Origin of the sequence: Rhodoferax sp. (assembly GCF_028689305.1) — a bacterium.
Taxonomy (GTDB): domain Bacteria; phylum Pseudomonadota; class Gammaproteobacteria; order Burkholderiales; family Burkholderiaceae_C; genus Rhodoferax.
In genome coordinates, this window is the sequence record NZ_JAQTWM010000001.1 from 16,430 (window position 1) to 36,475 (window position 20,046).

Below are 20,046 nucleotides of genomic sequence, written 5' to 3' on the forward strand. Positions count from 1 at the left end.
CATTGCCATCCGCATTGTGGATGACATAGGCGAAATCAACCCCCGGCGCTGGCGAGGAACGCACCGTCAGGATCTGATCGGCACCGACGCCGAAATGACGGTCCGCCAGAAAACGGTATTGCGCCGCCGTCAGCCCATAACGGGTCCGGGTTTCGTCCAGCACCACAAAGTCGTTGCCGGCACCCTGCATCTTGGTAAAAGGAACTCTCATGGGCGTGATTATCTACGCCTGCTGCGGGTCGGCCTCGGGCCGCGCCAGCCGTCCGGGCACCGGGTGTTTGATGGCGTTTTTGCGCATCTTGACCTCCACCGCGGCCGGGATGTCAATGGCACAGTGGTCCGCCAGCTGCAGCAGGTACAGCAACACATCGGCCACCTCATCGGCAATGCGCTGGCGCGTCTCGGGGCAACCCGGCGCGGCCTGCGAGGCCTCGGGGCTCATCCACTGAAAAATCTCGGCCAGCTCGGCGGCCTCCACCATCAGCGCAGTGCTCAGATTTTTCGGGGTATGAAACGGCTGCCAATGGCGCTCGACAGCAAACTGACGCAAACGCGCCTGAAGGATTTCAATATCCATGCCATGGTTTCCTGAAAAAAGAGGGATCGGCTCGCCCGCTGGCGAGTGCCTGCCCGCATGGTAGTGCGCTTGTCAGACCGCCGCTGGCCCAGCGCAGGACTGTGGCATTTCGTTGCAAAATGACCGCATGCCCCGTTCCACCCAACTCCTGCACCCCCCTTGTCCTCCTGCCGTGCCGCGCCTGGCCGCCACGGTTTTGTTGCTACGCGACAGCCCTGAAGGGCTGGAAGTGCTGATGACCCGGCGTTCGGCCAGCGCCAGTTTTGCCCCTGGCGCTTATGTGTTTCCAGGTGGTGGTGTGGACGTGGCCGATGCCCAGTGCCATCACCTGGCGCGGCACCGCCCCGGCCAGAATGAAGTGTCCCTGACCGAAGCCATTGCCGCCATCCGCGAAAGTTTTGAAGAACTCGGCGTCTTACTCGCCCACCACCCGGATGACCAGTGGGCCAGCCAGGCCGATATTGACGCGCTGCAACGGCAAGGTGACTTCGCCGCCCAATGCGCCGCCCGCGGCCTGACCCTGGCGGCGGACCAGGTGTTTGTGCTGGCGCGCTGGATCGGCAGCCGTGATCTGCCCCGCCGCTTTGACGTGCCGTTTCTGGTCGCGCGCATGCCGGACGGCCAAACCCCGGTGGCCGATGAGTCCGAACAGTTCGAGCCGGTCTGGGTCCGCCCGGCCGAGGCGCTGACGCGCCATGAGGCCGGCACGTTTTTCATGATTTTCCCAACCATCCGCACGCTGGAGCGTCTGCAAGCCTTTGCCACGGTGGACGCGGTGCTGCAAGCCTGCGCCGTGAATGAAGAACCGCTGTGGACCAGTTGCCCGCGCGGTGGGTTGCTGGGTGGGCGCGATGTGCGCTACATGGAGCACGAGCACCCCTATGGTGAGCTGGCGCTGGTCTGTCCCGACGGCCAGGTGGCCCATCCGCTGGACTGGCAAAGCGAAAATCCCGTTGCGCTGCTGAAAAACGTGCAGCGCCTGACCGCCCCCAACCCCGGCGCCATGACCGGTCCCGGTACCAACAGCTATCTGGTCGGTGACCCGGGCACCGGGTATCTCGTGATTGACCCGGGGCCGGCAGACCATGAGCACCTGGACAAACTCTGGCGCGCCGCGGCAGGCGACATCCGCCTGATCGTCTGCACCCATTCCCACCCCGATCATTCACCGGGCGCCCGGCCACTGCAGGCCATGTGCCAGGTGCCGCCGCCGATTCTGGGCCTGCCCAGTGCCGCCACCGCCCGTGCCGCCAGCCACTTTTCGCCCGACAGATCACTATCAAATCATGAGCTACTCAGGCTTTATCCGTCCGGGCTAGAGGGCGATTTTGCTTATGAAAGAGGGCATACCCTGCGGGTCATCCACACCCCCGGACACGCGGCCAATCACCTGTGTCTGCTGTTGCTGCAGGACGGCCTGCTGTTCAGCGGTGACCACATCCTCAACGGCAGCACCACGGTGATTGACCCGCCCGATGGCGACATGAACGCCTACCTGGACTCGCTGGACCGGCTCAGCGAACTCTGCGCCGAACACCAGGTCAAGTTCATCCTGCCGGCCCATGGTTATGTCATCGGCGGCCCGGGCGACGAAGCCCAGGCCGCCATCAGCCGCCTGAAACAACACCGCCTGCAACGCGAAGCCAAGGTGCTGCAAGCCATGCAACAGCTGCCAGAAGGCACCCTGGACGACTGGCTGGCGCTGGTCTATGACGACGTGCCGAGCCGCATGTGGCCGGTGGCCCGGCGTTCCCTGATGGCGCATGTGGCCCGCATCGAGGCCATGGCGCCCTGACCCTGCCCGTGCGCGCCACCGCCCGCGCCTCTTGAAAACGGCGGCAGCGGGCCCAGCTACCGGCCTGTTACCCCCGATATCAGGAACCCTGCCATGCCGGCCTTCATCCTTTTCTGTCTGGGCCTGCTGCTGGTGTTGTGGTTCACGCTCCAGCCCTGGTGGCAGAGCCGCCGCCGCCGCGCCTGGCGCGCCCGCGTGTTTCCCGCCGCCTGGCGCCGTATCCTGCAGCGGCGCGTGCCTTACCTGCGCCGCCTGCCCGCTGACCTGCAGCAACAGCTCAGGCAACACATCCAGGTGTTTGTCCAGGAGAAAGTCTTTATTGGCTGCAACGGCCTGCAGGTCACCGACGAGATGCGGGTGACGGTGGCGGCCCAGGCCTGCCTGCTGATCCTGAAGCGGCCGGGCGGTTATTACCCGAATTTGCGGCAAATCCTGCTCTACCCCGACAGCTTTATCGTCGAGCGTGATCAGACCGACGGCATCGGTGTGGCCCACCGCAGGCGCCAGGTGCTCGCCGGGGAGTCCTGGTCACAGGGCCAGGTCATCCTGTCATGGCAAGACACCCTTGACGGCGCCGCCGTGGACGATGACGGCCACAATGTGGTCATCCACGAATTTGCCCACCAGCTCGATCAGGAAAACGGCAGCGCCAATGGCGCCCCGCCGCTGGCCAGCAGCGCCGATTACCAGCGCTGGTCCAGTGTGCTGGGCAGAGAATTCAGCACCTTGCAGGCCCGCCTGACCCGCGGCGAACCCTCCCTGTTCAGCGACTACGGCGCCACCGATCCGGCCGAATTTTTTGCCGTGGTCTCCGAAGTATTTTTTGAACAACCCGAGCAGATGGCGCAAGACCACCCGGAGCTGTACCGCGAGTTGAGCCAGTTTTACCGGCTCGACCCGCTGAACTGGCACTGACTCGCATTGGTGCCCCCACACGGTTAACATCCCCGGCAATGACCAAGTCCCCCAAACCCACACCGGCCACACCAGCCCCCGCCGGAGAACGCCTGTCCAAACGGGTCGCCCAGCTCAAGGCCTGCTCGCGCCGCGAAGCCGAGCAATACATCGAAGGCGGTTGGGTGCAGGTCAATGGCCAGGTGGTAGAAGAGCCCATGGCCCGGGTGGCCGACCAGACTGTCACGGTCGACCCGCATGCCAGCTTGATGGCGCTGACCGAGGTCACGCTGCTATTGCACAAGCCGCCCGGTTTTGACACCCTGGCCCTGCCAGGCGAGGCTAACAAACGGGTCAAACCGGCCCAGCAGTTGCTGCAACCAGCCAGCCATTGGCCGCAGGATGCGTCAGGACAACGCCTGCTCAAGCGTCACTTCAGCAAACTCAGCGCCGCGGTTGCGCTGGAAACCGGCGCCAGCGGGCTGGTGGTGTTCACCCAGGACTGGCGCGTGCTGCGCAAGCTCACCGAAGATGCTGCCTTCATCGAACATGAATTGCTGGTCGAAGTGCAGGGTGACGTGTCTGCCGACACCTTGCAGCGTCTGAACAGCCCTCACGCCAGCGAGCGTGACACCTTGCCGGCGGTGAAAGTCAGCATCAACAGCACCAGCGACACCACCACGCGGCTGCGTTTTGCCTTCAAGGGTGCTCACCCGGGGCTGGTGGCCTACCTGTGTGAACGCAACGGTTTGCCCATCCACAGCATGAAACGCCTGCGGATCGGCCGAGTCATGCTGGCCCAGTTGCCGCAGGGCCAATGGCGCTACCTGATGCCGCACGAGCGGTTTTAGGCGCCGGCCTCAGACGCCAAACAGCTGGCCTCGCGCCGCATCGGTGATGGCCTGGACACAAGGGTGACTGATGCGCCGCTCGACCGACACCGCATAAAACTCCTCAATCAGCTCGGCCGTGCGCCCAATCGCGGCCACCCCAAACTGGCTGCAGGTTTCCTCCTCCAGCACACTGGGGGCCATGAACACGCCCTGCCCTTCGCGACCAAAGGCCTTCATCAGCGCCGCGTCGTCGAATTCACCCACCACCACCGGCGCCACCTGGTGTTGTGCAAACCAGCCCTCCAACTGCCGCCGCACCGACGATGACGCCCCCGGCACCAGCATCGGCACAGCATCCAGGCAAGCCGGAAAAGCCCCTTGCAGACGCGGCATCAGCGCCGGCGCCGCAAAAAAACTCATGGCGCTGCGGCCCAGGGCGTGATTAAAAGCCTTGACGCTGACACGACGTGGCATCGGTTCGTCAGCGATCACCAGATCCAGCCGATGCAAGGCCAAGGCGGCCAGCAAATCGTCAAACTTGCCTTCGCTGGCCAGCAACTTGACCGGCTGAGCCAGTGAAAACGCCGGCTCCAGCAAACGATAGGCGACGGACTTGGACACCGAATCGGCCACTCCCACGCGAAAGTCCAGTCGGCGCTGGGCCCCCCGGACCTGCCGCAGCGCGGTTTCCAGGTCCTGCCCCAGACTGAAGATCTGGTCGGCGTAGCCCAGGGCCAGGCGGCCATGTTCGGTGAGTTCGAGCTGCCGTCCACTTTTGCGAAACAGCTGGCGCCCCAGCCGATCTTCCAGCAGCTTGATCTGTCCCGACAGGGTCTGGGGCGTGGTGTGCAGCTGTTCCCCGGCCCGCATGATGCCGCCGGCACGCGCCGTTACCCAGAAATAGTAAAGGTGCTTGAAATTCATGCCAACGGCCTCATTTATTTAGACAATGATTCGTTTTTATCGAAGTTTAATTCTCATAAATACGAATTTACACGAAGTGATATGAACTTTATAGTTTCCAGCGTGTCCACTTCTTTGACACAGACAGGAGAAACCAAATGCGTTTAAGTACCAAAGGCCGTTTTGCGGTGACCGCCATGATTGACGTTGCCCTGCGCGAAAAGCTCGGGCCGGTGCCGCTGTCAGACATTGCCGTGCGCCAGCAGATTTCCCTGTCCTATCTGGAACAGATGTTCAGCAAACTGCGCAGCCAGGGCCTGGTCACCAGCACCCGCGGGCCGGGCGGTGGCTACACCCTGGGTCAGCGCTCCGACACCATCACCGTGGCCGACATCATCAGTGCCGTCGAAGACGCTGCGCCCAAAGCCAAGGTCCAGGGTGACTCACCGGCACAGGACATGGCGCAGGATCTGTGGGACTCGATGAACGCCAAGCTGCTGGACTTCATGCAGTCCGTCACCTTGCGCAGCCTGGTGCTGGAGCAGCTGGCCAAAGGCGTGCGGATCGAACAGAAACCCGCGCCCAACCGCGGCGTGTTCAAGAAACCGGCGCCACAACCGGTGCGCACCACGGCCCCCAACTCGGTGTTTGCCCTGGGACAAACCCTGCTGGCGCGGGGGTAGACCGGCACCACCCCAAGGTGCCGCGCCATTCATCAAAAAGGTGTGAAGCCCACCGATAAGCCGGATTCTGTGCACGCCGGTTGCCCGGCGTGTGACTGCCATTAATCTGGGCCACGGATCGCTCCGTGGCTCGGTGCTACCTACCCGCCAGCTCTGGGGGCCCCATCAACGCTGGCCTACTTGGTATTGCTGCGCGTAGAGATTGCCCGTTTCACCCATTGCAGGCAGAGCCTGCAATGGGTGGCTATGCGCTCCCGGTTGCCCGGGGGCTGGCTTACGCCAGCCTACACGCATAGAACACCCTCCACAGGGTACCTACACTGACTCGTCTCTGTTGCTCTGATCCTCACCTTATACCTTGCGGCTTTCAGTGGACAGCCGTTAGCTGCTACGCTGCCCTATGCAGTCCGGACGTTCCTCCAGTGCTCTGTTTCCAGAATTGCACCAGCGGCAGTCTGGTGGGCTTCACACGACCATTATCGCGGCTGGCAGCCACCGGCCACAGGCCAGGGCCAACAAAAACCTCAGCCCGGCAACGCTTTATCATGGAGGATTGCTTGATCACCACGAGCCCCATGATCCGCCTGACTGAACTCAAACTCCCCCTTGCCGCCTTGCCGGTACGCGCGCGCCGCGCTGCCGATGCCCCCACTGAAACCGAGGCCGACCGCAGCCCGGTGCCCCACCCGGTGGACGCCCTGAAACAACTGTGCTGCCAGGTCCTGGGGCTGGAGGCTGCAGCCATTGCCGATCTGCAGGTCTTCAAACGCAGTTTTGATGCCCGCAAGGCCGAGCTGCTGGCGGTGTACATCGTTGACCTGACGTTGACCGATCCGGCGCTGGAAACCGCTGTGCTGGCCCGGCTGCAAGACCACCCGCACATCCTGCCGACGCCCGACATGGACTACCAGCGGGTCGCCCAGGCGCCGGCCGGGCTGCCGCTGCGCCCGGTGGTGGTGGGGTTTGGTCCCTGCGGCATGTTTGCCGCCCTGCTGCTGGCCCAGATGGGGTTCAGGCCCATCGTGCTGGAACGTGGCAAACCGGTGCGCGAACGCACCAAGGACACCTGGGGCCTGTGGCGCAAACACGTGCTCAACCCAGAGAGCAATGTCCAGTTTGGCGAAGGTGGCGCTGGCACCTTTTCCGACGGCAAGCTGTGGAGCCAGATCAAGGACCCACGCCATCTGGGCCGCAAGGTGATGACCGAGTTTGTCAACGCCGGGGCGCCGCCTGAAATCCTGGTGGAAGCGCACCCGCACATTGGCACCTTCAAGCTGGTCAAGGTGGTGGAAAACCTGCGCGAGCAGATCATCGCGCTCGGAGGCGACATCCGCTTCCAGCACAAAGTCGTCGACATTGAGGTGCCAGCCAGCTCCGACCGACGGCAACTGCGTGGCCTGAGCGTGCTCAATCAGGCCACCGGCCAGACCGAGACGCTGCGTGCCGACCAGGTCATCCTGGCGCTGGGCCACAGCGCCCGCGACACTTTTGCCATGCTGCATGAACGCGGCGTGGCCGTGCAGGCCAAACCGTTTTCGGTGGGGTTTCGTGTCGAGCACCCGCAAAGTGTGATCGACCGGGCCTTGTGGGGCCGCCACGCCGGCAACCCGATTCTGGGCGCAGCCGCCTACAAACTGGTGCATCACGCCAGCAATGGCCGCTCGGTGTACAGCTTTTGCATGTGCCCGGGTGGCACGGTGGTGGCGGCCACCAGTGAACCGGGGCGGGTGGTGACCAATGGCATGAGCCAGTATTCACGCAACGAACGCAACGCCAATGCCGGCCTGGTGGTGGGCATTGAGCCGTCCGACTACCCGCAGGACGATCACGCCTTTGTCCACGCTTTTGGCGAAAGTGCCGGCGCCCGTTACGCCGAAGAAGCCCGGCGACTCCAAGACGGTGCCCCGGACGCCTGCCATCCGCTGGCCGGCATCAATCTGCAGCGCCAGCTGGAGTCCAACGCCTACCTGCTCGGTGGCAGCAACTATGAAGCGCCCGGACAACTGGTGGGCGAATTCATCGCAGGCCGGGCCTCCAGCAGTTTTGGCAGCGTGTTGCCCTCGTACCGGCCCGGCGTCAGGCTCGGTGACCTGCACCCCAGCCTGCCTGGCTACGCCATTGCGGCGCTACGTGAGGCGCTACCGGCCTTTGGCAAGAAAATCCGCGGCTTTGACATGCCCGATGCGGTGCTGACCGGAGTGGAAACCCGCACCTCGTCACCCTTGCGCATCCCGCGCGGCGACGACTTCCAGAGCCTCAACACCGACGGACTCTACCCCGGTGGGGAAGGCGCCGGTTACGCTGGAGGCATTCTGTCGGCGGCGGTGGACGGCATCAAACTGGCCGAAGCTGTGGCGCGCCGGCTTTCGCCTTGAGTTGCCCAGAAAATCACCCTCCAGCCCGGATAAAACAAGCCTTTTTAGCTATTATTTTAATAGCAATCAAACCGAGCGTTTGAACAGCGCCAGCAGCGAACCGGCCAACACAAACAGGCTGCCAAAAATGCGGTTCATGGCGCGGATGTGTGACGCTTCTTTCAAAGCTCCCAGCACCCGGGCGGCCAGCGCGGTGTAACCCGACATCACCACCAGGTCGGTGAAGGCCAGCGTGGCGCCGATGGTCAAATATTGCGGCAGCAGCGGCTGCGCCAGATCCATGAACTGCGGCAACACCGCCAGCAAAAACACCGTGCCCTTGGGGTTGACCACATTGATCATCCAGGCCCTGAGAATCAGCGAACGCCGGCTGGCGACCGCCTTGGTATCGGACAGCGCCACCATCGGCCGCGCCGGTGCGCGCCATTGCTGAATGCCAAGCCACACCAGATACGCCGCCCCCAACCACTTCACCACGGTAAACGCGGTGCTGGAAGTCGCCATCAGTGCGCCCAGGCCCACCCCGACGATCAGCAGTTGTGACCAGATGCCCAGCACCAGCCCGAAGATGACGACATACCCGCTCCTGAAACCGTGGCTGAGCCCGGCACTCATGGCGGCAATGGCGCCCGGCCCGGGCGAGAGACTGATGGCCCAGGAGGCGGCAAAAAAAGCTAACCAGGTAGAAAGTTCCATGACCCAAGTCTAGCGGACACAAGCTGGTGTGCCGTGCCACCAGGCCATAAAGCCGCCGCACAGCCATGGCGGGCGCACCCATGACCAGCCGGTTAAAGTGGCCACTCCGACAAATGTCCAAGCTCTGACCCGACCATGACAACGCCCGAATGGCAGGATCGCCGGCGCCTGCTGCAATGGCTCAGCGCCAGCGCCGCCACCCTGTATGTGCCCCGCAGCGCTTGGTGCCAGCCGCGCTGGGCCAGCAACCCGTTCACACTGGGGGTGGCCAGTGGTTCGCCCACCGCCGACTCGGTGCTGTTGTGGACACGGTTGCATGTACCCGGCATCCCCGCCGCCGGCCTGGGGGCGCAGCCCATCACGGTGCACTGGGAACTGGCCCATGACGACCAGTTCAAACACTTGGTCCGCCGTGGGCAAGCGATCGCACCGGCCGAGCTGGCACATTCGGTCCACGCCGAGGTGGCCGGTCTGGCGCCCGACCGCTGGTATTTTTACCGTTTCATGACCGGTGATTTTGTCAGCCCGGTGGGGCGCACGCGCACCTTCCCCAGGCCCGAGGCCGTGGTCCAGCGGCTGCGCCTGGGTTTTGCCTCCTGCCAGAAGTGGGAAGACGGCTACTTCACGGCGTGGCGCCACATGCGTCAGGAAAACCTGGATCTGGTGATGTTTCTGGGCGACTACCTCTACGAATACCCAGCCAAACGCAGCAAGCTGCGCACCCCGCCGGGCGGCTGGCTGCACACGCTGGACGATTACCGCCAGCGTTATGCCTTGTACAAGGGTGACGCCGATTTGCAGGCCATGCACGCCAGCTGCCCCTGGCTGATGACCTGGGATGACCACGAAGTGCAAAACGACTATGCTGGCGTGCACGCCGGACACAGCGCCGCCAAGGACCCGGCGGACCCGGCCCACTTCCTGGCGCGCCGGGCGGCGGCTTACCAGGCCTATTACGAACACCAGCCGATCCGCCCGGCAGTGCTCACCCAGGCCATGACCGGCTTGCTGACAGGAGCCGAGATGCGCCTGTATGGCCAGCGGCCCTACGGCCAACTGGCCAGCTTGTACCTGCTGGACACCCGCCAGTACAAAGACCTGCAGGTCTGCACCAAAGAGGCGACGCTGGGCTCGGGCATGGTCGACCCGGCCCGCTGCCCGCAGTGGTTTGAGGCGCGGCGCAGCCTGCTCGGCCTGGAGCAGGAGCGCTGGCTGTCCACCCAGTTCGCCAAGCCGACTTCCGCCCGCAGCAGCTGGACGGTTTTGGGGCAGTCCACCCTGTTGGGCCAGCGCGACGTCAAGGTCGGTCCCGGACAGCGCTTGTGGAACGATGGCTGGGACGGTTACCCCGCTGCCCGGCGCCGCCTGACGGATGCGTTGCACCAGCACGCGGTGCCCAACCCGGTGGTGTTGGGCGGTGATGTGCACGCCAACTGGGTTGGCCACGTCAAGGCCGACTACGCAGACGCCAACAGCGCCAGCGTGGGGGTGGAGTTCTGCGGCACCAGCATCACCTCACACGCCGGTGATGGCGCCAGAACGGCCGAGCTGCTGGCCGAGAACCCCCACTTCATCTTTGCCGACGCGCTGCACAGAGGTTACGGGGTAGCGGAATTCACCCCCGCCCAACTGACCACCACCCTGCGAGTGGTGGATGACGTCACCCATCAGGACAGTCAGATCGACACCCTGGCGCGTTTTGCCGTCCAGTCCGGCCGGCCACTGGTAGAGCGGGTCTGACGGCCTGCGGATCACTGTGCGTTTTGCAGCGCGGCGATCCGGTCTTCCAGCGGCGGGTGGGTCGAGAACAGCTGGCCGATGCCGCCGGTGATGCCAAACGCCGCCACACTCTTGGGCAATTCGCCCGGCTGCATGCCGCCCAGACGGGCCAGGGCGTTGATCATCGGCTGGCGGCGGCCCATCAGCTGGGCGGCTCCGGCATCAGCACGGAACTCGCGCTGGCGGCTGAACCAGGCCACCACGATGGCGGCGGCAAAACCCAGCACGATGTCGAGCACGATGGTGGTGATCATGTAACCAATGCCAGGTCCGGAGTTTTCGTTGTCACCCTTGCGCAGGAAGCTGTCCACGGCATAACCAATGACCCGGCTCAGGAACACCACAAAGGTGTTCATCACGCCCTGGATCAAGGTCATGGTGACCATGTCGCCGTTGGCCACGTGGGCAATTTCATGGCCGATGACAGCCTCAATCTCTTCGTGCGTCATGCCTTGCAACAAGCCGGTGCTGACCGCCACCAGCGCGGAGTTTTTGAAGGCTCCGGTGGCAAAAGCGTTCGGGTCGCCCTCAAAAATGCCGACCTCGGGCATGGCGATGCCCGCCTTGTCAGCCAGTTTCTGCACGGTGTTGACGATCCAGGCTTCGTCCGCATTGGCGGGCTGGTTGATGATGCGCACCCCGGAGGTCCACTTGGCCATGGGTTTGCTGATCAGCAGGGAAATGATGGCACCGCCAAAACCCATCACCAGGGCATAGCCCAGCAAGGCGCCCAGGTTCAGGCCGTTGGCGCTCAGGTAACGGTTGACGCCGAGCAGGCTGGCCACAATGCCCAGCACCGTCACCACCAGCACGTTGGTCAGCACAAACAAAATGATGCGTTTCATGATTTCCTTTTCAAAACAGGCGGCTTGGCCGCGAAACAGTGCAAATGGTAGTGGCGAACCCGGCAAATTCAAGCCAAACCGGGTTCAATTCCCCACAGCGTCAAGCGATTTGACCGACGCCGGCGCAACGGTTCTGGCGGCCCGGAACACCGACGGGTCGTCGTAAAAACCCGGAGCCTCATTGCCCGGCCACCAGCCGGGCACCCCCAGCACTGGCAAATGCGCAAACGGCTTGGCGGCCAGTTTGTCAGCGCTCAGGTCGGCCGCCACCCAATCGTCCAGACTTGCTACAGAATCCGTAGCTGAAAAGACCCGATAAACGTGGGCTGTGATGGGTTTTCTTGGGTAAACCAGTTTTTCCAGCAAGGCGTGGCCAAACAACAGCAAATGGGTTTGTTGCCACAGCGGGCGCAGGTCGATGAAGACGCGCCGCCAGTCTTTGGCCACCAGCGCCTGCCACAGGGCCTCGGGGGCGCGCAGCAAGGCGGCGTTTTCGTCAAACAGCGTCAGGGCGTCCCGCGCCGGACCACGCACCGGCGCGATACCGGTTTGGGCGATCTGGTCCACATGCAACTGGTTGAGCCGGCGCTTGACGCGGGGAAAGTGCAGCCAGGCCAGGCCATTGAAAAAGTCGTGCAGCCCCTCACGGGTAGGGCACTGGTGGTACTCAAAAATATAACTCTCGTAGGCCACCCCCGCAGGCAGGTCGGACTGCGGCACAAAACACACCGGCGCCTGTCCGGCGACCGGCCAGAGCGTTGATCCCACGGCATTGAGCGCCTGCGGTTGTGTTTGGCCAGCCAGCACCCGCTGGGCGGTGGCCTGCCCCAACCCGCGCCAGGGCACCAGCCACGGCGCGGACCAATCAATGGCATTCAGATCACTGACGAGCGGTGGACTCAAGCGTGGTCTACCGCACGAGGTAGCGTACGGTGTTGGGGTTGACCGCCGGCAGCAGTTCAAAGCGGGCGGGGAATTTTTTGAACAATTTGGGTGAAGCGGCCTTTTTCCCCAGCAGTTGGGCGGCTCGCAAAGCCTGGGTAACGGCATTGATGTGCTGCGGCTGCCCGGTTTGCAAGGCGGGCACCGCCTGCAAGATGTCTTCCAGCTGGACCGCCGCCGACACACTCTCTGCGCTGTCGGCGACCACAACCCGCGGCGAGGGCTGTTGAGGCGCCACCGGGTTGACGCTGACTTTTTTGGCGACGGGTGTTTTGCCCGTTGCTTTTTTGGCACTGGCCTTTTTGGCGGGCGTTGGCGGCGCCGGAACGTCACCCGCAGCGGCTGGTTTGGCAGCCGTTTTTCGGGCGGTAGCCACTCGTCTGGCCGGGGCCTTGCCCGAGGATTTTGCCGAGCTGGGCTCTGGCAATGCGGGCTCCTGCCCCACCAAAATGACACGGTCGTAAGCGGAGACGGCTTCGCGGCCCATTTTGCTGCGCTCTGAGACACACACCATGCGGATGCCGCGTTCACGCAGGCGCACCACCAGCGGCACAAAGTCAGCATCACCGGAGCCGATGATCAAGGTCTGGGGCGGTGGTGTCCGGCAGGCCAGTTCCATCGCGTCGACGGCCAGCGCCACGTCGGTGGTGTTTTTGGTCAGCGGCAGGTTCACAAAGGGGCGCACCGCCCAGGCGCGCAAGGTCTCGGCCAGGGCTTTGAGGCTGTCGGCGCTGCCATAGGCGCGGCGCACCGGCATCCGGCCTTCGGTTTCTTCCAGCACCCGGAACGCCTCGTCCAGCCATGGGCCGGAGTTCAGATTGTCGGCATCCAACAAAAAAACATTCATGGGAACTCCTTGCTGAAATGACCAGCACCAGCTGGGAAGAGGATCAGCCCGCCACCCGCCAAGCCAGCGCCTCACCGCTGGCCAGCGGCTTGAGCTCGGCCTGACCAAAAGCAAAGCGCTCGGGCGGGGTCCAGCTTTCACGCTTCAAAGTCAAGGTGCTGGTGTTGCGCGGCAGGCCGTAAAAATCGGCACCGTTGAAGCTGGCAAAGGCTTCGAGCTTGTCCAGCGCACCGACCGAATCAAAGGCCTGGGCATAGAGTTCCATGGCGGCGTGGGCGGTGTAACAACCGGCGCAGCCAGTGGCATGCTCCTTGAGGTGCACCGGGTGCGGCGCGCTGTCGGTGCCCAGGAAAAACTTGGCGCTGCCGCTGGTGGCGGCCCCCAGCAGGGCCTGGCGATGGGTTTCGCGCTTGAGCACCGGCAGGCAGTAGTAGTGCGGGCGGATGCCGCCGGTGAAGATGGCGTTGCGGTTGTACAGCAGGTGATGCGCGGTGAGGGTGGCGGCCAGAAAGCGGTCGGACTCGCTCACATATTGGGCCGCCTCACGGGTGGTGATGTGCTCAAAGACGATTTTGAGTTCGGGGAAATCGCGCCGTAGCGGGATCAGCTGCTGGTCAATGAACACGGCCTCGCGGTCAAACAGGTCGATGTCAGGCGAGGTGACTTCACCGTGCACCAGCAGCAGCAGGCCTGCGCGCTGCATGGCTTCGAGTGTTGGGTAGGTCTTACGCAGGTCGGTCACGCCGGCGTCACTGTTGGTGGTGGCCCCAGCGGGGTAGAGCTTGGCAGCGACCACACCGGCGTCTTTGGCACGCTGGATCTCGTCAGCGGGCAGGTTGTCGGTGAGGTAGAGCGTCATCAGCGGCTCAAACGCCAGACCCGGCGGCACGGCGGCCTGGATGCGCGCCTTGTAGGCCAACGCCTGCGCGGTGGTGGTGACCGGCGGGCGCAGGTTGGGCATGATGATGGCGCGCCCGAATTGGGCGGCTGTGTGCGGCACCACGGTGGCCAGTGCGTCGCCATCACGCACATGCAGGTGCCAGTCGTCGGGGCGGGTGAGGGTCAGGGTGTGGATCATGTGCGCTATTGTCCCAAAAGCGCGCACCAGTCCCGGCTCAGAACGGAACCTGGTCGCTGGGGTATTTCCAGAAGTCCCTGAGCAGATAGCTGACCGGCATGGCCAAGGCGGTATTGCTGGGCACAATCGGTTTCATGAACCACTTGTCGTAGATCTGGAAGATTTCCTTGCTGAAGACCAGCCGGCGCATTTCTTCATCCACCACCTTCTTGAAGTCCGGGTCGTTCTTGGGCAGCATGATGGCCAGCGGCTCGGTGGTGAGGAACTTGCCGACGACCTTGAGGGCGCCCGGGTTGGGCCGGTTGGCGGCCAAGCCATACAACAACACGTCATCCATGACAAACGCTTCGGCTTCGCCCTTTTCCACCATCTCTACCGCCTTGGCGTGGTCTGGCGCCTCGACGATGGTGATGTTCATCAAGCGCTCGCGGTTGGCCTGGATCGCCGCCTTCAGCGGGGTGGTGCCTTTGGTCGACACCAGGCGCTTGCCCTGCAGCTCTTCCATGCGCTGGACCGGACTGTTGGCCTTGACCAGCAAGCGGGCACCGGTGATGAAATGCGGCACGGTGAACGCCACCTTTTGCCGCCGTTCGGCATTGTTGGTGGTCGAGCCACATTCCAGGTCCGCCTTGCCCTGCACCACCATGTCGATGCGGTTGGCCGGGGTCACCTGCAGATAATCAACCGGCAGGTTTTTGAGTTCCAGTTTTTTCTGCACCGCCTGGGCAATCTTCAGGCACAGGTCCACCGCATAGCCGATGGGCTTCTTGTTGGCATCCAGGTAGGAAAAGGGAATGGAAGATTCACGGTGGGCAATCACCAGCTTGCCGCCGCCGGCAATGCGCTCCAGCACCGGTACCAGCGCAGGCGCCGGTGCTGGCGCCGACGCGGGCGGCTGGGCCTGTGCCAGCACGGCAGGTCCCCAGGCCATCAGACTCATCAGCCACACCCATTCCCAACTTGTTCGTTTCATGCCTGTTCCATTCAAAAATGTTCACGCTCCGGGTGTCGCGTCCTGGTCCACCAGCCCGATCAAAGCAACACTCATGCCGATTTCATGATACACGCCCATCATCACCGCTGACACTAGGGCTAACGCCCCTGCGCCACCAGGAAGTCCCACAACGCCTGCGCGTTGCTCTTGGGTACACCATTGGCCAGGCGTCCCGAGGCACTGGCCGGTTTGAGGGATTCCCGGCTGTTGGGGTGCTCGCGGTAGGCGCGCACGTCCATGACGATGTGCAGGTCCTTGAGTTCTGGCGGCGCCGCACTGACCAGCCGCTTGGCACGCAACTCCTTTTGCACCGCACTGGTGGGCAAAAACGCAATGCCGTGGCCTTCGAGCGCCATGGCCTTGAGGCCCTCGGCCATGTCGGTTTCATAAACCCGGTCAAAGTGGATCGGGGCGCTGCAGCGTTTCAGGATCAGCTCCACCATCTGCCCCAGATACGCTCCCGGTGCGTAACCGAGATATGGCAGGGGTCGCCCGGCCTTGCCTGGCAGTTCATAGAGCGGGTTGCCGTGCACATCAGGCTTGACATACGGCGCCACCAGCTCCTCCCCCAGGCTGACCATTTCGTAACGGTCCGCATCCAGCTGGTACGGCTGGGACGGGTGATGGTAGGCAATCAGCAAATCACAGCTGCCCTCCACCAGGCGCATCACCGCGTCATGCACGTTGAGCGCAATCAGCCGGCTTTTGATCGGGCCAAACTGGTCGCGCAGCCCCGACACCCAGGCCGGGAAAAAGGTGAATGCCAGGGTGTGCGGCACGGCAAACTCAATCACGTCCTGCGCTGCCGTGGCATGGCCGCGCAGCATGGCGCGGGTGGTTTGCAGCGCCTGCAACACTTCCAGCGACTGCGCGTAAAGTGTCTCACCCGCCGGGGTCAGCCGGGTCGGGTAACTGCTGCGGTCCACCAGGTCGGAGCCCGCCCACGCCTCCAGCGACTGGATGCGCCGCGAAAACGCCGGTTGCGTGACGTGACGCAGCTGCGCCGAGCGGCTGAAACTGCGGGTTTCAGCCAGACTGACAAAATCTTCAAGCCATTTGGTTTCCATGCATTCAACCTTGTTGCGCCGAAGCGCCCGGGCGGCGCCAGATCAAGACGCGAATCGCCGCCAGCCGCGCATTATGCGGTGCCCGTCAGGCCCGGATCAATGCCAGATAGGCCTGGCGGGTGTCTGGCGCCACGGCCGCCAGCACCTGCTCATAGGTGGTTTGATGACGCGCCAGCAGCCGGGTCGATGCCACGGTTCTGGAGCGACAGAACCAGTGGCAGGTGTGCTGCATCAGCATCAGCTCGGCCATCAGCGTGAAGGCTTTGCGCTTGGGGTCCTGCGGCTGGCCGGCGCTGGTGGCCTGCGCCAGCGCGTGGGCGTGGATGCCCAGTGCCTTGCGCAGGTCAAAGGTCTGACTTGCCAGCCAGCGGCTGGCATACGGCAGGGCCAGCGCCAACTTGCTGACACGGGTCTGCGCCTCATCCACCTTGGCAAAGTCCAAGGTGAAGGCGTTGAACTGCCCGGACAACTCGGTTTCGGCGCTGGACAACATGCTCCAGATCGCGGCCTGGCGGGCCGGGTCGGACTCACCAAGCGCCCGCATGTACCCCTGCATCAGGTTTTCCATCAGCTTTTCGATACGGTAGCGGCTCAGATAACTGCCCAGCAGGGTGATACGGTCGCGCTGGTCACGCCGGTTCAGCAGGTACACACCAAAGAGCAGCAGGGGCAGAAGGGTCAATAAATCCATGGACAAGGGTGGCAAGCGTTTGAGCGTTGGACGCAGTGTAGGTCACAGCCATAGGCCAGCGGGATGGGGCATTGGGTCAATTCATCGATATTTGCTATACTAATGATAGCTAACAAGGCATATTATTTCCGGGCTAGAGGTCAATTTCATCCATCAACCGGGGCCACCTGAAGGTGGCCGTTTGCACCAGTCCTCCCGGCTGGACGGTCAATCTGGCGCGGCCCGGTATTCAAACCGCTGCTCGTTGACCTCAACCCCCCATTGCCTGCCGCGCTGCTGCAGCGCCAGCCGGAAACCGGCCTTCTCATAGAGGTGGCGGGCGGCATCAAGGCCCTCAAAAGTCCACAAATAGACCCGTAGGTCATGACGCGCGGCACAAAAAGCCATCGCCGCAGTCAACAAGGCCGTCCCGACCCCGGTTCCACGCAACGCGTCCGACGTGATGAACCAGCGAAGATGCGCGCCGTCCTGCCCAGCATGGGAACCGTCAATGGCAATCGACCCGGCGACCTGGCCATCTTGCAGCGCCAGCCAGAGGCCGTCGCGCTCGTCGTCATACCGTTCGCAGAACGCGCACAGCTCGCGTGCCACCTTGGTCTCAAACGCCAGACCAAACCCCGCCAGATCCCGGTAATAACGCGCGTGCAGCGCCACCACACTGCCGATGGCGCCGGGAATGTAGCCCTTGTGAATGTGCAGAGACATGATCCCATCCGTGAAAAATCAAACTACTCGGCACTCTGCTGCAGCGCCCACATGTCGGCGTAACGCCCGTTGGCGGCCAGCAGTTCGGCATGGGTGCCGCGCTCCAGGATGCGCCCGGCTTCCATCACCAGAATTTCATGCGCATCCACCACGGTGGACAGGCGGTGGGCGATGACCAGGGTGGTTTTGTTGTGCGCCACGCTTTGCAGCTCGGCCTGGATGGCGCGTTCGTTGGCCGAGTCCAGCGCGCTGGTGGCTTCGTCAAAAATCAGGATCGGCGGGTTCTTGAGCAGGGTGCGGGCAATCGCCACCCGTTGTTTTTCGCCACCCGAGAGTTTCAGGCCGCGCTCTCCCACCATGGTGTCATACCCTTTGGGGGTCGCCACGATGAAGTTGTGGATGTGCGCCGACTTGGCCGCCTCTTGCACTTGTTCGCGGGTCGCACCGGGCTTGCCGTAGGCGATGTTGTATTCGACCGTGTCATTGAACAGCACGGTGTCTTGCGGCACGATGCCGATGGCTTGCCGCACGCTGGCCTGGGTGACCTGCTTGATGTCTTGCCCGGCGATCAGGATCTGGCCCTGCTGCACGTCGTAAAAGCGAAACAGCAGGCGTGCCAGCGTGGATTTGCCCGAACCCGATGGCCCGACCACGGCCACGGTCTGGCCAGCCGGGATCTCAAAGCTGATGTCGTGCAGGATCGGGCGCGCCGGGTCATAGGCAAAACTGACGTGCCTGAAGCTCACGCTGGCCTGGCCCTCCAGCGCCAGCGGCAAGGCACCGGGCAGGTCGGCAATCTCGCGCTCACGCTCCATCAGGGTGAACATTTTTTCCAGGTCGGTCAGGCCCTGCTTGATCTCGCGGTACAGCACGCCCAGAAAACCCAGCGGAATGTAGAGCTGGATCATGAAGGCGTTGACCATCACTAGGTCACCCAGCGTCATGCGGCCATCCACCACGCCTTGCGTGGCGCGCCACAACATGGCCACCAAGCCAGCGGCAATGATGAGCTGCTGGCCAGTGTTGAGCACGCTCAGCGTGGTCTGGCTTTTCAGCGCGGCCTTGCGGTAGCGTTCCAGGTTGTCGTCGTAGCGCCGGGCCTCAAACTCTTCGTTGTTGAAGTATTTGACGGTCTCAAAATTCAGCAGCGAGTCGATGGCCCGGCTGTGCGCCGTGGAGTCGAGTTCGTTCATCTGCTTTCTGAACTGCGTGCGCCATTCCGTCACAACAATGGTGAAGATGATGTAGAGCACCAGCGCGGTGATGGTGATCCAGGCAAACCACAGGTCGAACTTGACCGCCAGCACCCCCAGCACCAGCGCCACTTCGATCAGGGTGGGGAAAATGCTGTAGAGCGAATAGCTGATGAGTGAATGCACGGCGCGGGTGCCGCGCTCGATGTCACGCGTCATGCCGCCGGTCTGGCGCTCCAGGTGAAAACGCAGGCTCAGCGCATGCAGATGGCGAAACACCTGCAGGCTGATCGAACGGGCCGCACCCTCGGTGGCCTTGGCAAAGATCAACTCGCGCAGCTCGGCAAACAGCGTGGTGGACAGGCGCAGCAGGCCATAGGCCAGCAACAGCCCGAGCGGCACCACCAGCAGTGCCTGCGCCCCCAGGCCGGCCTTGGGTGTCATGGTGTCCACCAGTTCCTTGAGCAGCAGTGGCACGCCCACATTGGCCAGTTTGGCCCCCACCATAAAGGCCAGTGCGGACATCACCCGCCACTTGTATTGCCACAGGTACGGAAACAGGCGCTGCAGCGTGGCCCAGTCGGAGCGCTGGGGAGCGGTGCTGTCAGTGGCTGAAACAGGCGGTGTTCCGCGGTGAGAGGCGGATGAATGACGGCTCATGGAGGACAATCGAAAGAAATAACCTGAGGATTGTGCCCATGTCTGCAAGCCCCCACACCACACCACCCAGCCCGACACTGCTGGCCTTGCCCACCGACGAGGAACTGGTGCTCAAAGTGATCCCGATGCCGCGTGACTGCAACGCCAATGGTGATATTTTTGGCGGCTGGGTCATGGCCCAGGTGGACCTGGCCGGCGCGGTGATTGCCGCGCCCTATGCCGACGGACGCATGGCCACCGTGGCGGTGAATGAATTCATCTTCAAGCAACCGGTGCGGGTGGGCGACATCCTGTCCTTTTTTGGCAAGCTGGTGCGCATTGGCCGCACCTCCATCACCGTCAAGATCGAAGTCTACGCCGAACGATTCCGCGCCCAGGGCCAATACACCAAAGTCACGGAAGCCTCGCTCACCTACGTGGCCATTGACGACAACGGCAAGCCGCGCCCGGTGTCCAAATCAGCACCCTGATTTGCTATTATTACAATAG

Annotated in this window: 19 protein-coding genes, 1 other RNA gene and 1 pseudogene; 7 read left to right on the top strand and 14 right to left on the bottom strand. The window is 63.2% G+C overall.

The features are described 5' to 3' along the window. Both PHW99_RS00085 and PHW99_RS00090 read right to left on the bottom strand, forming a co-directional pair. Nucleotides 1-211: pseudogene (locus PHW99_RS00085) on the bottom strand (diaminopimelate epimerase); the annotation flags it as partial. Nucleotides 212-223: 12 nt separating this feature from the next. Further along, nucleotides 224-577 carry a nucleotide pyrophosphohydrolase gene (locus PHW99_RS00090; RefSeq protein WP_300172500.1) on the bottom strand — a complete coding sequence of 118 codons (354 nt, stop codon included), beginning with the start codon at nucleotides 575-577 and terminating at the stop codon, nucleotides 224-226. Nucleotides 578-704: 127 nt separating this feature from the next. On the opposite strand from PHW99_RS00090, the gene PHW99_RS00095 reads away from it, so the two are divergent. The 3 genes from PHW99_RS00095 (at nucleotide 705) to PHW99_RS00105 (ending at nucleotide 4,117) form a co-directional block, all read left to right on the top strand. Further along, on the top strand, nucleotides 705-2,372 hold the full coding sequence (locus tag PHW99_RS00095; RefSeq protein WP_300172502.1) for an MBL fold metallo-hydrolase: 1,668 nt from the start codon (nucleotides 705-707) through the stop codon (nucleotides 2,370-2,372). A gap of 93 nt (nucleotides 2,373-2,465) precedes the next feature. Continuing rightward, the gene (locus PHW99_RS00100; protein WP_300172504.1) at nucleotides 2,466-3,287 is read left to right on the top strand and encodes a M90 family metallopeptidase; all 822 of its coding nucleotides are present in this window, start codon (nucleotides 2,466-2,468) and stop codon (nucleotides 3,285-3,287) included. A gap of 38 nt (nucleotides 3,288-3,325) precedes the next feature. Next, a complete protein-coding gene (locus tag PHW99_RS00105; protein WP_300172505.1) occupies nucleotides 3,326-4,117 on the top strand; it encodes an RNA pseudouridine synthase in 792 nt (263 codons plus the stop codon). 9 nt (nucleotides 4,118-4,126) lie between these two features. On the opposite strand, the gene nhaR is transcribed toward PHW99_RS00105, so the two are convergent. Next, nucleotides 4,127-5,023 (bottom strand): transcriptional activator NhaR, encoded by an 897-nt coding sequence (nhaR, locus tag PHW99_RS00110; protein WP_300172507.1) that lies wholly within the window; start codon nucleotides 5,021-5,023, stop codon nucleotides 4,127-4,129. 137 nt (nucleotides 5,024-5,160) lie between these two features. On the opposite strand from nhaR, the gene PHW99_RS00115 reads away from it, so the two are divergent. Further along, nucleotides 5,161-5,685: an Rrf2 family transcriptional regulator gene (locus PHW99_RS00115; RefSeq protein WP_300172509.1), complete on the top strand. Its 525-nt coding sequence runs from the start codon at nucleotides 5,161-5,163 to the stop codon at nucleotides 5,683-5,685. A gap of 40 nt (nucleotides 5,686-5,725) precedes the next feature. Here PHW99_RS00115 and rnpB read toward each other — a convergent pair. Further along, an RNA gene (gene rnpB / locus PHW99_RS00120) (RNase P RNA component class A) lies at nucleotides 5,726-6,152 on the bottom strand. A gap of 108 nt (nucleotides 6,153-6,260) precedes the next feature. Here rnpB and PHW99_RS00125 point away from each other — a divergent pair. After that, on the top strand, nucleotides 6,261-8,060 hold the full coding sequence (locus PHW99_RS00125; RefSeq protein WP_300172664.1) for an FAD-dependent protein: 1,800 nt from the start codon (nucleotides 6,261-6,263) through the stop codon (nucleotides 8,058-8,060). A gap of 66 nt (nucleotides 8,061-8,126) precedes the next feature. Here PHW99_RS00125 and rhtB read toward each other — a convergent pair whose 3' ends face one another. Next, the gene (gene rhtB, locus PHW99_RS00130; RefSeq protein WP_300172511.1) at nucleotides 8,127-8,756 is read right to left on the bottom strand and encodes a homoserine/homoserine lactone efflux protein; all 630 of its coding nucleotides are present in this window, start codon (nucleotides 8,754-8,756) and stop codon (nucleotides 8,127-8,129) included. Between the two features lie 135 nt (nucleotides 8,757-8,891). On the opposite strand from rhtB, the gene PHW99_RS00135 reads away from it, so the two are divergent. Next, a complete protein-coding gene (locus PHW99_RS00135; protein WP_300172513.1) occupies nucleotides 8,892-10,496 on the top strand; it encodes an alkaline phosphatase D family protein in 1,605 nt (534 codons plus the stop codon). Between the two features lie 11 nt (nucleotides 10,497-10,507). On the opposite strand, the gene htpX is transcribed toward PHW99_RS00135, so the two are convergent. The 9 genes from htpX to PHW99_RS00180 all read right to left on the bottom strand — a co-directional run bounded on the left by htpX (nucleotide 10,508) and on the right by PHW99_RS00180 (nucleotide 19,557). Continuing rightward, nucleotides 10,508-11,380: a protease HtpX gene (htpX, locus tag PHW99_RS00140; protein ID WP_300172514.1), complete on the bottom strand. Its 873-nt coding sequence runs from the start codon at nucleotides 11,378-11,380 to the stop codon at nucleotides 10,508-10,510. Between the two features lie 84 nt (nucleotides 11,381-11,464). Continuing rightward, complete coding sequence (locus PHW99_RS00145) at nucleotides 11,465-12,283, bottom strand: DUF3025 domain-containing protein (protein WP_300172516.1); 819 nt, start codon at nucleotides 12,281-12,283, stop codon at nucleotides 11,465-11,467. Between the two features lie 7 nt (nucleotides 12,284-12,290). After that, nucleotides 12,291-13,169, bottom strand: a complete 879-nt coding sequence (locus tag PHW99_RS00150; protein WP_300172518.1) for an NYN domain-containing protein — start codon at nucleotides 13,167-13,169, stop codon at nucleotides 12,291-12,293. A gap of 43 nt (nucleotides 13,170-13,212) precedes the next feature. Next, nucleotides 13,213-14,247: a dihydroorotase gene (gene pyrC, locus PHW99_RS00155; RefSeq protein WP_300172520.1), complete on the bottom strand. Its 1,035-nt coding sequence runs from the start codon at nucleotides 14,245-14,247 to the stop codon at nucleotides 13,213-13,215. Nucleotides 14,248-14,284: 37 nt separating this feature from the next. Next, the gene (locus tag PHW99_RS00160) at nucleotides 14,285-15,220 is read right to left on the bottom strand and encodes an amino acid ABC transporter substrate-binding protein (protein ID WP_300172522.1); all 936 of its coding nucleotides are present in this window, start codon (nucleotides 15,218-15,220) and stop codon (nucleotides 14,285-14,287) included. Between the two features lie 119 nt (nucleotides 15,221-15,339). Then, nucleotides 15,340-16,308, bottom strand: a complete 969-nt coding sequence (locus PHW99_RS00165) for a LysR substrate-binding domain-containing protein (protein WP_300172524.1) — start codon at nucleotides 16,306-16,308, stop codon at nucleotides 15,340-15,342. 85 nt (nucleotides 16,309-16,393) lie between these two features. Continuing rightward, entirely contained in the window at nucleotides 16,394-16,999 is a 606-nt protein-coding gene (locus PHW99_RS00170) for a hypothetical protein (RefSeq protein WP_300172526.1), read from the bottom strand. Between the two features lie 207 nt (nucleotides 17,000-17,206). After that, on the bottom strand, nucleotides 17,207-17,704 hold the full coding sequence (locus tag PHW99_RS00175; RefSeq protein ID WP_300172527.1) for a GNAT family N-acetyltransferase: 498 nt from the start codon (nucleotides 17,702-17,704) through the stop codon (nucleotides 17,207-17,209). Nucleotides 17,705-17,727: 23 nt separating this feature from the next. After that, nucleotides 17,728-19,557, bottom strand: coding sequence for an ABC transporter ATP-binding protein/permease (locus tag PHW99_RS00180; RefSeq protein ID WP_300172528.1), 1,830 nt, complete (start codon nucleotides 19,555-19,557; stop codon nucleotides 17,728-17,730). Nucleotides 19,558-19,595: 38 nt separating this feature from the next. On the opposite strand from PHW99_RS00180, the gene PHW99_RS00185 reads away from it, so the two are divergent. Continuing rightward, nucleotides 19,596-20,027, top strand: coding sequence for an acyl-CoA thioesterase (locus PHW99_RS00185; protein ID WP_300172530.1), 432 nt, complete (start codon nucleotides 19,596-19,598; stop codon nucleotides 20,025-20,027). The last annotated feature ends 19 nt before the right edge of the window (nucleotides 20,028-20,046 follow it).